The organism is Maribrevibacterium harenarium (genome assembly GCF_006385675.1).
GTDB classification, from domain to species: domain Bacteria; phylum Pseudomonadota; class Gammaproteobacteria; order Pseudomonadales; family Marinomonadaceae; genus Marinomonas; species Marinomonas harenarium.
On sequence record NZ_VFRR01000010.1, the window covers coordinates 1 to 12035 of the forward strand.

The 12035-nt window shown below is 50.8% G+C and carries 14 protein-coding genes; 6 read left to right on the top strand and 8 right to left on the bottom strand.

From position 1 onward, the window contains the following. The 5 genes from FJM67_RS06555 to FJM67_RS06575 all read right to left on the bottom strand — a co-directional run. On the bottom strand, positions 1-261 hold a 261-nt coding region (locus FJM67_RS06555), incomplete at its 3' end, for a recombinase family protein (protein WP_181161441.1). A 16-nt stretch (positions 262-277) separates the two neighbouring features. Next, positions 278-1303, bottom strand: coding sequence for an ATP-binding cassette domain-containing protein (locus tag FJM67_RS06560; protein WP_140587991.1), 1026 nt, complete (start codon positions 1301-1303; stop codon positions 278-280). After that, positions 1300-2106, bottom strand: a complete 807-nt coding sequence (locus FJM67_RS06565; RefSeq protein ID WP_140587992.1) for an ABC transporter permease — start codon at positions 2104-2106, stop codon at positions 1300-1302. Before FJM67_RS06565 ends, FJM67_RS06560 begins: the two co-directional genes overlap by 4 nt. Continuing rightward, a complete protein-coding gene (locus FJM67_RS06570; protein ID WP_140587993.1) occupies positions 2103-3038 on the bottom strand; it encodes an ABC transporter permease in 936 nt (311 codons plus the stop codon). Before FJM67_RS06570 ends, FJM67_RS06565 begins: the two co-directional genes overlap by 4 nt. Beyond that, the gene (locus FJM67_RS06575; protein WP_140587994.1) at positions 3038-4570 is read right to left on the bottom strand and encodes an ABC transporter substrate-binding protein; all 1533 of its coding nucleotides are present in this window, start codon (positions 4568-4570) and stop codon (positions 3038-3040) included. The genes FJM67_RS06570 and FJM67_RS06575 overlap by 1 nt, the downstream gene beginning before the upstream one ends. 302 nt (positions 4571-4872) lie before the next feature. Between FJM67_RS06575 and FJM67_RS06580 the strand changes: the two genes are divergently transcribed. From FJM67_RS06580 to cyoE, 6 genes are all read left to right on the top strand, one after another. Then, positions 4873-5259 (top strand): hypothetical protein, encoded by a 387-nt coding sequence (locus tag FJM67_RS06580; RefSeq protein ID WP_140587995.1) that lies wholly within the window; start codon positions 4873-4875, stop codon positions 5257-5259. A 172-nt stretch (positions 5260-5431) separates the two neighbouring features. Further along, positions 5432-6373: a ubiquinol oxidase subunit II gene (cyoA, locus tag FJM67_RS06585; protein ID WP_235890000.1), complete on the top strand. Its 942-nt coding sequence runs from the start codon at positions 5432-5434 to the stop codon at positions 6371-6373. Then, positions 6373-8349 carry a cytochrome o ubiquinol oxidase subunit I gene (cyoB, locus tag FJM67_RS06590; protein ID WP_140587996.1) on the top strand — a complete coding sequence of 659 codons (1977 nt, stop codon included), beginning with the start codon at positions 6373-6375 and terminating at the stop codon, positions 8347-8349. The genes cyoA and cyoB overlap by 1 nt, the downstream gene beginning before the upstream one ends. 3 nt (positions 8350-8352) lie before the next feature. Continuing rightward, positions 8353-8961 carry a cytochrome o ubiquinol oxidase subunit III gene (gene cyoC / locus FJM67_RS06595; RefSeq protein ID WP_140587997.1) on the top strand — a complete coding sequence of 203 codons (609 nt, stop codon included), beginning with the start codon at positions 8353-8355 and terminating at the stop codon, positions 8959-8961. Then, a complete protein-coding gene (gene cyoD / locus FJM67_RS06600) occupies positions 8961-9284 on the top strand; it encodes a cytochrome o ubiquinol oxidase subunit IV (protein WP_140587998.1) in 324 nt (107 codons plus the stop codon). Before cyoC ends, cyoD begins: the two co-directional genes overlap by 1 nt. A gap of 59 nt (positions 9285-9343) precedes the next feature. Continuing rightward, positions 9344-10234, top strand: a complete 891-nt coding sequence (cyoE, locus tag FJM67_RS06605; RefSeq protein ID WP_140587999.1) for a heme o synthase — start codon at positions 9344-9346, stop codon at positions 10232-10234. A 68-nt stretch (positions 10235-10302) separates the two neighbouring features. Here cyoE and FJM67_RS17950 read toward each other — a convergent pair whose 3' ends face one another. Genes FJM67_RS17950 through FJM67_RS06620 form a run of 3 tightly spaced genes read right to left on the bottom strand, consistent with a single transcriptional unit; the run spans position 10303 to position 11956 of the window. Beyond that, positions 10303-10605, bottom strand: coding sequence for a type II toxin-antitoxin system RelE/ParE family toxin (locus FJM67_RS17950; RefSeq protein ID WP_140588091.1), 303 nt, complete (start codon positions 10603-10605; stop codon positions 10303-10305). Next, a complete protein-coding gene (locus FJM67_RS06615; RefSeq protein ID WP_181161442.1) occupies positions 10596-10817 on the bottom strand; it encodes an addiction module protein in 222 nt (73 codons plus the stop codon). Before FJM67_RS06615 ends, FJM67_RS17950 begins: the two co-directional genes overlap by 10 nt. A 56-nt stretch (positions 10818-10873) precedes the next feature. Continuing rightward, a complete protein-coding gene (locus tag FJM67_RS06620) occupies positions 10874-11956 on the bottom strand; it encodes a helix-turn-helix domain-containing protein (protein WP_140588001.1) in 1083 nt (360 codons plus the stop codon). Between the last annotated feature and the right edge of the window lie 79 nt (positions 11957-12035).

Sequence of the window (12035 nt, forward strand, 5' to 3'; positions counted from 1 at the left end):
AGAGACAGTAGCGGATACAGCAATTCCTTGAGCATTTGCGAAGCTCAGGCAGCGGGCGATTTGACCATCTAAATCCTTTTTCTGATCGGAGCTGGAGACGCGACTATAAATAACAGCTTTAGACTCTCTAACAACCTCATCAACAATGATCGTGCCAGTAGGCAGCTGCCTTGCAGGCACAGGAAGCTTGCCGCTACGAAACTGGTTCCATGCGGTACGATAGCTTATTCCTTGTTTTCTTGCCCAATCTGAAAGCTTCATTTACACCAATATATTACTATGTATATACATACAGTAACATAAAATCAGCAACAGTTGCAAACCCCTGCGCGGGACGGTGATGACGTTCGATCTTGCCAGAAAGCGCTGGTGTCAAACCCAGTAATGTGTCCCCTAGGGTACTTTTGCCACAGCCGCTATCCCCGACAACACCGACTACTTCCCCTCTAGCGAAGGATAAGTTTAATGGCTTGGTGAGCGCATGGTTGTCGCGGCCAATCACTAGCCCGGAGGTGGTGAGTAACGGCTCACTTTGCAGCTCCCGTGGGATAGGAGATGGCCAGTTTACCGGGTCTGCCGCAATCAGGGCTTGGGTGAAGGGGTGCTGTGGCGCCGACAAAATCTGCTCCGCGTCACCGGCTTCTACCAGTTCCCCGGCTTTAATGACCATCATACGGCCGCCAATTTGTCGAGCGACGGACACATCGTGGGTGATGGTGATGAGGCCACCTTGCTCGGATTGGCTTAATAGCTGGGCGACCACTTGATCTCGGCGGGACACGTCTAACCCCTTGGTAGGCTCGTCAGCGAGCAGTACCGGGGCACCACCCGCCATAGCACAAGCTATGGCGACACGCTGTGCCATACCACCGGACAGTTGATCCACCCGTTTGTGGCCGCTTTGTGCTAAGCCTTGTAACGACAGGGTGTAGCTGGCCCGTTCTTGGGCTTGGTGTGGGGCATCACCGGCGACCAATTGATAGGTTTCCCTAAGCTGTTTAGCCACTGGCATCAATGGGTCGAGGGCATTCCAAGGCTCTTGAGGCAACATACTTAGACGTCGCCCCCAAAGTTGTTGGCGCTCACTTTCTGTTACAGGTTTGCCAAATAGCTGCAGCTCCCCTCGGGTGTGCAGGCTTGCCGGTAAATTGCCCATAATGGCTTGCGCCAGCAGGCTTTTGCCCGAGCCCGTCTGTCCAAGGATAGTGAGGCGTTCCCCTTGGTTTAGCTCAAAACTAATGGGGGCCAGCAGTTGCGTGTTGTCCACATACACACTCAGTTCACGAATCGACATCAGGCTCATGCTGCTTCTCCTTGGTCTTGGGTGCGTCGACCCAGTAAATGGCAGGACAACACCATCAGGGCGAGCACACTAAGGGGGAGTACCAGTAGCCAAGGGGCATCGCTGTAGTATGGGAAATGCTCCACGATCATCAAGCCCAACTCTGCCAGAGGTGGTTGAATGCCCACATAAACAAAGCCCAACGATGCCATCATCAAAATGGCATTGGCTGCGCCAAAGGCTGCCAAGGTGAGTAATTGTGGGGCGATTGCCGGCCAGTAATGGCGCTTAAACAGATACCAGCCACCAAAGCCCATCAAGCGGGAAGATTGCACAGCCGGGGAAGTAATCATCCGCTGGGTGATGGCACGGCTGACGCGGAAGTACTCAATCCATTGGATCAAGGAAATAGCCACGTACAACATCCAGAATGAACCAGGGACAATGGCAGCAAAAATCAGTACCAGCACCAAACCGGGCAACGCCAAGAGAATGGTGACGACACCGTCTAAGAGGCGATCTACCCAGCCCCCTTGGGTGGCAGCGAGTACGCCAGCGGTCACTCCGATGGTGGCAGCGGTCAAAACGCACAGGGCCGCCATCATCAGGGATAAACGCAACGCATCTGCCAATCGTAGCCACATATCACGACCAAAGTGGTCGGTGCCAAACCAGAATTGCCCACCGGGGGCGCTCATAATGGCGCTTAGATTTTGGCTGATGCTGTCCCCATCTTTGAATAATGGCGCACCAAGGGCATAGGCCACTAGCGCTAGCAGCAGAGCCGCCCCAATTTTTTGCGTTGTATTGAGTTGCAGACTCATGCCAGTTTCCCTCCCCGTGGGTCGAGGTAATGGCAGACCACATCCACCAAGGTATTGAGCACGACGAATAACATTCCCATCATTAAGGCGGCTCCCTGAATCACCGGAATGTCCCTAGCAAAAATCGCATGGGCGAGTCCATGACCTATCCCCGGCCAAGAAAATAACGACTCAATCATCACCACACCTTCGACTACAGTAATCAGCTGGATGCCGAAAAAGGCCACCACCGGCACCGCAATGTTGCGCATGCCGTGGTGACGAAAAGCGAACCAAGGTCTCAACCCCTTGGTCCGGGCAAATTCAAAGAAGGGGGCGTTAAATACTCGCCGAGCTTCCGTATGCACCACACGGTTAGAAACCGCAGCCAAGCTTAGGGCAAGGGTGAGGGCGGGAAGCACTAAGTGGGCCAGCGTGCCAAAGCCTGCCACCGGCAATAGACTGAGCTCCAAGGCAAACAAGATAATCGCCAATAAACCAATCACAAAGACTGGCACCGCCCGCAAGGCGGTAGACAAGGCCAGTAAAGTGCGATCTAGCCAGCCACCGTAGTAAGCACTGGCCAGCCCCAGGGGGATAGCAATCAGCGCCGCCAATAGGATACCAACCACGGCTAACAACAGAGAGTGCCCCAGCATATGGAACAGTTCTTGGGCTACCGGCTGACCACTGACAAGGGAGTTGCCCAAGTTCCAGCTCAGCAAATCCACAAACCACTGCCAGTAGGCGCTCCACGCGCTACCATCTAGACCAAGTTCGGCGCGCACCAGTTCAGCGGCACGGGAATCCACCGCATCCATGCCGTAGCGACTTGCGGCGATACGGTAGGCCATATCGCCGGGCAACGCCCGCATCAACAGGAAGGTTAGTGTCCCCACCCCCCAAGATACGGCAATAAGCTGTAAAAAACGTTTTGCCAACAGCTGTTTCATTACTTAGTCCACACCAACTCATTAAGGAAGTAGCTGCGCTCGTATGGATCGAAACGGAAACCGTCGACACGCTTATTAACAGCGGTTTGTTGTACGTAGGAAGCCACCGCAATCATGGGCATTTCCGTGTAAATGGCCTTAGCCACCTGTTGCGCTTGTTGGTGGTAACGTTCTTGGTCGGTTTCCGCGACTAGGTTGTTTAGCGTGGTCTGAATGCTCGGGTTGTTCCAATTCATGCTTCCCCAGTCGCCGCCTTTTTCACTGCCAAAGTCTTTAACCAGCACTCCAAGTGGGTCAGCAATACTGCCGTAGTTGCGGGCAATCAAGGCAACTTCCAGGGAACCATCTTGGTGTCCTGCAGGAATGGCGCTGGAGTTGGTCACATTCACGTTCAGTTTCACCCCCAGCTGTTTCCATTGATCCTGAATAGCGGTCGCTACAGTGGTCAATTCAGGGCGGTCGGCGTAGGTGATCAGATCCAGTTCAAAGATCTCGCCGTTCTGTTCTAACCAACCGTCCGCATTTTTCTGCCAACCGGCCTGTTGCATCAGGGCAGCGGCTTTGGCTAGATCAGGTGTTAACTGTGGTGTGCCATCGGCCACGTGCCAATCGCCCATGTATTCGGGCAACAGCTGATCGGTCGCGGCATCGGCGCTACGTAAAACCGCCGTAGCGATACCTTGACGGTTCATGGCTAGGCTTAGAGCTTGGCGCTCTTCGATGGTGTCTAAATTGGGGTGCGCTAGGTTAAGTTTGAGTGCCAGAGTGCGAGGTAGATCACTGTGAATCACGTTCAAGTTAGGTAGACGTTTTAGCATGGGAACCGCTGCTGGATCTAAGCCAAATACGATATCTCCTTGACCACTGCGGGCCTGTAATACGCGGGCTTCAGCCCGGTGACCAGTTAGGTAGTTGGCGTATTCTACCTGCGCTTTTTTACCCCAATAGCCATCAAATTTCTCGACGACTAAACGGTGTGGCGCGGCGATTTCATAAACCGAAAACGGGCCGGTACCTATTAGCGCTTGGACATTATTTTGCTCGTCAAATGCCGCCGGAGCCATGATGCTAGCGGAGTAATGGGCTAGCACTGCGCCCAATGGCTGGAAAGGTTGGCTTAGGGTGATACGAACTTGCTGCTTACCAATTGCTTCGATAGCTGTGACGGGCACTCCTTGCAAAGCGCCTGGCTTAGATAGAGCCAGATTCAAATTGGCGGCAACAACATCGGCATCTAGCTCGGTACCATCATGGAATTTTACGCCCTCGCGCAAAGTGAAATCCCACTGGGTGCCAGCATTGCTGATCTGCCAAGAAGTCGCCAAGGCAGGGGTTAAATTACCCTTTTCATCCACATCCACCAAGGTTTCCAAGATTTGCATACGGGTAAAAACAAACCCAGCCCGAGACGGATCAATACTGGAAAACTCAAATGCGGCACGGACAGCAACCGTGTTTTGAGTAGTTGGTTCAGCAAGGGCTGGCAAAGTTAGGCTGGAGGCTAATCCCAGCAGGGCGATTTTTTTGAGCATGGTTATCATTTCCTAGAGACTAAATTTTCTAGAAATGTTATGTCATAACATATCTGTTTGAAAAGGCCTTGTTGCATAGCTCTTGAAACTTTTTCACCTTGAAGATTCGCGATTGCCCAAAACGACCTATAAATATGAATTATTTGTGACTTGTGGTTCAAAATGCGACTCGTAAGGGGGAAGCGAACTGGAGAACCTTGACTTTAGCGTGTAGACTTCAGACGCTAAAATATGATCTGGGTCAATGTTGGTTGAAATTCAAACTAAATTAGATTGCCCTAAATCAAATATAGGTCATTGCTATGGGTTATTTAAACGTGATGTCAGCCGTAAACAAATGTATCGATGAGTTACGTCTGCCTCTGCTTATGGTGAAGTGGGGGGCACGTTTGTACACGTTTGTGTTGACGGTAGTGATGATCAATCTGGTTATTTACCCCTTGGGTGGTGCTTACGACCCGAGCGACTTTTTCCATACTGTTCTGAAAAATATCCCGCTGATCTCTTGGTATGCCTTCTTTGGGGCAATCAGCCTTTTCGTATTCGTATGTTGGTTGGTCAACACTTACGAACATCTTGCTGTCACGCGGCAGGCTCGCACCGTCTCATTCCCACCCTATCGGGTTGCGGCTCCCAAGACGGTTATCCGCTCACTTCACGCCTCTCGCGCTCCCCCGGTTTCCGCCTAATCGGTTCGAGTAATGCAATTTGCTCCTCACAAGGGAGTGGACCGCATTGTTTGTGCCTTTTGGGCGCATTCGAATTCGCTTAGTTGGGAAAATTTCCGGCTCTGCCGGCATACCATTCTGCTGTCGTTTGGCAGTAGGCCTTGTACAACTTCAGGGTTAGAGGATCTGTCTCTTGTTAACTCGTAACTTAAGTAAAATCGCGTTGATGGCGTTAGTGGCTTTGCTCGCTGGCTGTCAAGGTGGTGTGCTTGACCCGAAAGGCCAAATTGGCATTCAAGAAAAGGAGCTGATTATTACAGCGACTATCTTGATGCTGTTGGTCGTGGTTCCCGTTATCTTGATGACGCTGTACTTCGCGTGGAAATATCGTGAAGGGCGTGGTGAAGCTTACGAACCAAAATGGTCTCACTCCACCAAAATCGAAACCATCGTATGGGCTATCCCCATTCTGATTATCATCGTCTTAGGGTGGATCACCTACAAGACCACTCATGAGCTTGATCCTTACAAGCCCATTGCATCCGATGAGGAGCACATTACTGTTGAGGTAGTGTCTTTGAATTGGAAGTGGTTGTTCATTTACCCGGACTTGGGTATCGCTACTGTGAACGAGTTGGCATTCCCAACGAATGTTCCAGTGGAGTACAAGATCACGTCGGCTGGTACGATGAATGCCTTCTTCATTCCGCAGCTAGGTAGCATGATCTACTCCATGGCGGGCATGGAAACCAAGCTGCACTTGATCGCTAACGAGCCAGGCGTTTACGACGGCTTCTCGGCCAACTATTCAGGTGGCGGCTTCTCTGGCATGAAGTTTAAGGCTATCGCGACAGAGACTAAGGAAGACTTCCAAGCTTGGGTAGACAAAGTAAAAGCCTCTGGCGAAGCACTGACTACCGAACGTTATGAAGCCTTAGTGGAGCCGACTGAATACCACCCAGTTGAGTACTTCGCTACGGTGAAAGAAGGCCTGTTCTTCGACATTATCTGGGAATACATGGGTGACCATGGCCGTATCGATTACTTCGATAAGCCTGACTATGCAGCGCAGCCGCCTGCTGGTTTTGAGTTGCTCGAACGTAAAGCCCGTGAATCAGAGGAGGCATCTCAATAATGAGTTTTCTCGGTAAATTATCCTGGGACGCATTACCCTACGACCCAATCGTAATTGGTACTTTGACGGTTGTGGCGATTGGTGGTGCCTTCCTGTTTGCACTCATCACTAAGATGAAGAAATGGGGCTGGTTATGGCGTGAATGGTTGACCTCGGTGGATCATAAACGCTTGGGTATCATGTACATCATTTTGGCGTTTGTGATGCTAATCCGTGGTTTTGCGGATGCCATCATGATGCGTACCCAATTAGCGCTAGCAACCAATGGCTCTGAAGGCTACTTGCCGCCGGACCACTATGATCAGATCTTTACCGCTCACGGTGTGATTATGATCATCTTCGTGGCGATGCCGTTTATGACTGGCTTGATGAACCTCATCGTGCCGTTACAGATCGGTGCCCGCGATGTGGCGTTCCCATTCTTGAACAACCTGTCTTTCTGGTTGGCTGTATCGGGCGCTTTGCTGGTCAATATTTCCCTCGGTTTGGGTGAATTTGCGAAAACCGGTTGGGTGGCCTATCCGCCACTTTCAGGGCTGGAGTTTAGCCCGGGAGTGGGTGTGGACTACTACATCTGGGCGTTGCAGATATCCGGCTTGGGTACCACGTTGACCGGTGTTAACTTCTTGGTGACGGTGCTAAAAATGCGCACACCTGGCATGAAGTTAATGCAAATGCCGATCTTTACTTGGACTTGTACTTGGGCCAACGTCTTGATCGTGGCGTCGTTCCCAATCCTAACTGCAGCGTTAGCCATGCTAACTCTTGACCGTTACCTCGACTTCCATTTCTTCACGAATGATGCCGGTGGTAACGCGATGATGTACATCAACTTGTTCTGGGCATGGGGCCACCCTGAAGTATACATTCTGGTATTGCCAGCGTTTGGTATCTTCTCGGAAGTGGTTTCCACCTTCACCGGTAAGCGTTTGTTCGGTTATAAGTCGATGGTTTATGCCTCTGGTGCGATTTCCATCTTGGGCTTCATCGTATGGCTGCACCACTTCTTCACCATGGGTTCGAGTGCGAGCGTGAATGCCTTCTTCGGCATCATGACCATGATTATCGCGATTCCAACCGGCGTGAAGTTGTTTAACTGGTTGTTCACCATGTACAAAGGCCGTATCCGTATGGAAGTGCCAATGTTGTGGACCATTGGTTTCATCATCATCTTCTCTATCGGTGGTATGACCGGTGTGCTACTGGCGGTGCCAGGTGCGGACTACGTGCTGCACAACTCCCTATTCTTAATCGCTCACTTCCATAACACCATCATTGGTGGTGCGGTGTTCGGTTACTTTGCGGGCTTTACTTTCTGGTTCTCCAAAGCCATGGGCTTCCATTTAGATCCAAAATGGGGTCGCGTGTCCTTCTGGTGTTGGACCATCGGTTTCCTAATGGCCTTTATGCCGTTGTACGTACTGGGCTTCTTGGGTATGACCCGTCGTCTAAACCACACGGATAATCCAGACTGGAATATTTGGTTGTACATCGCAGCAGCGGGTGCGTTTGTTATTGCGATCGGTATTGCGGCGCAGTTCATTCAGTTGTTCGTTGCCTTCCGTGACCGTAACAAGAACAAAGACACCACCGGTGACCCTTGGAATGGTCATACCCTTGAGTGGTCGTTGGCGTCGCCTCCACAGTTCTACAACTTTGCGAAGTTGCCTCATGTGGAAGACATCGATGCCTTCACAGATATGAAAGAGAAGGGCACTGCTTACCAACGTCACGCTAAGTATGAACCGATTCATATGCCAAGCAATACCAACGCCGGCCCAATCATGGGTGCTTTGGCAACGGCCTTCGGCTTTGCATTCGTATGGCATATCTGGTGGTTGGTTGCGGCTAGCTTCGTCGGCTTGATCGTTGCTTTCATCGCTCGCTCTTACGCTAGTGGTAAAGACTACTATGTCCAGCCAGATGAAGTAGCACGCATCGAAAATGAACACCTAGATAACGTGGCTAAGGGGTAATTCATGAGTACTCATGCAGCAGCGCATCACGATGCGCACCATGACGAACACCACGATACTGGTCGTAATACGGTGTTCGGTTTCTGGATCTACCTGATGACGGACTGCATCCTGTTTGCGTCCTTCTTTGCAACCTACGCGGTGCTCTTTATGAACACCGCTGGGGGCGCTTCAGGTAGTGAAATCTTTGATCTTAAGTTAGTCGCTGGCGGAACTGCAGCTCTATTGCTGAGCTCGATTACCTTTGGCTTCGCCATGATCAGTGCATACAAGCAGAATAAGTCAGGAACTTTGTTCTGGTTGGCTGTGACTTTCTTGTTCGGCGCCGTGTTCATCGGTCTTGAGATCTATGAGTTCAATCACTTGATCCACGCTGGCCATGGCCCAAGTGAAAGTGCCTTCCTAACCGCGTTCTTCTCGTTGGTAGGTCTGCACGGTTTACACGTTACCGCTGGCTTGATTTGGTTGATCATTCTGTTCATCGAGGTGAGCAAATCTGGTTTGGGTAATCAACAGCTAACCCGTTTGAGCTGCCTAAGCTTGTTCTGGCACTTCTTGGACATTGTCTGGATCTGTGTCTTCACCGTCGTTTACCTAATGGGGGCTATGTAATGAGTCAGCACGATCACGATTCTCATGCTCACGGCACCGTCGGTTCTTATGTGGTGGGGTTCATTCTGTCGGTGATTCTGACAGTGATCCCATTCTGGGCAGTGATGACCGGCAGCTTTGACCGAGCAACGACAGTAGCGATTTTGGTAGTGACAGCGATTGTACAGATCGTTGTGCACTTGAAGTACTTCCTGCACTTGAACTTCTCTAAAGAAGGCAAGCTGGATACCTTCTCGTTTCTGTTTACCGCGTTGGTCATCGTTATGGTGGTGGGTCTATCCATTTGGATTATCTACGCTTCCAACGCGATGATGATGTACTGATAAAGTACGAAACCTTTGAATTCACGGGCACTTCGGTGCCCGTTACGGGAGTTAGCGTCATGTTTGATCGTTATCTTAAAGTAACTAAGCCCGGCATCATTATGGGCAACCTGATCTCTGTAGCTGGGGGCTTCTTTTTAGCGGCTCGCGGCGACATTGACTGGCTATTGATGCTGGCAACAGTGGTAGGTTTATCACTTGTGGTCGCTTCTGGATGTGCGATCAACAACTTCATTGACCGGGATATCGACGCCAAAATGGCCCGTACCCGCAACCGTGTGACCGTGACCGGGGAAATCTCCGGCACGGCGGCCTTTGCCCATGGCATTGTGTTAGGGGTAGTAGGATTTGCGTTGCTGGCGGTGTATACCAATCCGGTGGCGGTATTCTTTGCTGGCTTTGGTTACTTTGTTTATGTGGGGTTATACAGCCTCTACTTTAAACGTAACTCGGTCTACGGCACTTTGGTTGGTAGTTTGTCTGGTGCCGTGCCACCAGTAGTGGGTTACTGTGCGGTAACAGGCCAATTTGATGCTGGTGCAGCAATACTGTTGGTGATGTTTAGTTTGTGGCAAATGCCCCATTCTTACGCGATCGCTATCTTCCGCTTTAAAGACTATGAAGCCGCTGGCATTCCAGTATTGCCGGTGGCAGAAGGCATTCACAAAGCCAAACACCACATTGTTCTATACATTGCGATGTTTGCCTTGGTGACGGCATTGCTGCCGCTCACTGGCTACGTTGGTATTGGCTTTATGCTAGTCGCAACGGCAACCAGTCTGTGGTGGTTGGCGATGGCCCTGCGTGGCTACCGCCAAGAGATTGATGTGAACCGTTGGGCACGACAAGTGTTCTTCTTCTCCATCATCACCGTCACCGCATTGAGTGTGACCATGTCTGTCGACTTTCGAGATGTCGCCCCTGACTATCTCGTTATGGTAGCCCGTTAAGCGATTGCCCCGCTAACGAGCACCACTCTCCCGACCCGCTTTCATACCCTTGGAAGCGGGTTTTTATTTTACAGTGTTCTATTGCCCCAGTAATTTGGTTGGCGCTGCTGATGGGCGATAGCCAATATTTGAACGCTATTGTTTTTAATCCGGTAAATGACGGATAGGGGAAAGTGGTGTAACGGTGCCAAGTGAACACCTAACGCGTGGTTTTGTTGATAAGAAAAGGGAAAAGTTTCGATCTGACGGAGGGTAAGCTCCAGTTCTACGATCACCTTGCTTCCAAGTCCCTGTGCTTGCTGCTCGTAATAGTCGATGTAGTCGAATAGCTCGGCTTCCGCTGTCGGGTGAAAATAGTAGTTTATTTCAATTTCTTGCGAGCTTTCTCTAGTACCTTGTTACCTTCGATAAGGGAGACACGTCCAGCATCGATATCCTCTGCACGGTGTTTGGCTTCGTTTAGCCATTCTGAATCGAGGCTAGTTGACGTTTTGCCTAGGCTATTTAATAGCTTTTCGACTAAACGGACTCGATCCTCTCTAGGAAGGTGTAAGGCTTCCGTTTCAATCATTTGGAAATTCATAAGGGTAACCATCATCTGCCGTAATGGCTAAATATTGGTACATGGAGCGGCTGTAGTCAACGAACGTGAGATTGTGATATCGGGCTTTTCAGATCGATACTTGAGTCCTTGCGATACGCCGACGGCGTGACGCCAACCAGCCGTGAAAACTCCCGATGGAAGTTAGATTTGGTTTGGAAACCAGCCTCAAGATAAATCTCAGTAATAGCTAAGTCGGTATTTTTTAGTAGGTGCTGGGCATGTGCTATCCGATAGCCATTGATCCATTGGGAAATGTTCTGCTCTAGACAAAGGTTCACCGCCGCGGAAATTTGGCGGCTGGGGAGGCCAAGTTTCCGGGCCAGCCGCGCCAGGGTGAGATCCGGCTCTAAGTACAGCTTTTGTGTCTCAAGTAATGTGGTAAGCCGCTGAATAATACCTTCGGCGTCTTCACGATCTTGACGACTCTCGTTGTCATCTTCAGCACCTGCCGGCTCTGTTTCTATTTTTGTTTCAGCGGTAGATACAGACTGCGGTGTCGTTTGTGTGTGAAGACTTGTCCACACCACAGCCAGTGCTAATAGCGGCAGCAAAATAGCGTGGCCGATGGTGATGATTAGGGTGGCGTGCTGTCCTTGCCAGAAGATAAAGTCGAGGGACAGGACTCCATCAATCAAAGCTGAAAAGAGCAGCATGCCTGCCCCGACTTGCGTGGCATAACGTGCGTAGGGCAATTCCGAGAAGGGGATATTTTCTAACTCTTGTGGATCTCGAGCGCTGACCCATAGGGCAACCCCATAGACCACATATAAGGCCGTGAGCATGATATCCAGTGGCGGCTGCCACCAAGGGTAAGTGACCGAGCTGAACCCAATCACAACGGGCGCAAGCCAATGCCACCAAGGCAGACTTATCGCTTGTCTTGCCCGGGCAAATACCCACCACGCCAGTACCGGAATCAATCCTGCCAAAATGGGTTGCAGGGCACGTAGCCACGCCCAGTCTAGTAGCCAGCGCAGCCCTACTACAGTAGTAGTTAGCGCACACATCAATAAAAATAGTGCCGCCAGTCTGGTGCCTTCGCTACGTCTTGCCACCAAGCTGGCAGCGAGCACCAATAACATCAGTGAAACCACAAATGGCAAAGGGATGGAAAGCATGTTGAGTTCCTTGTACGACTGCTAACAACAATATGATGTCCTAAAACGCTTTTGGAAACGTCCTAAATCCTGATCAAGG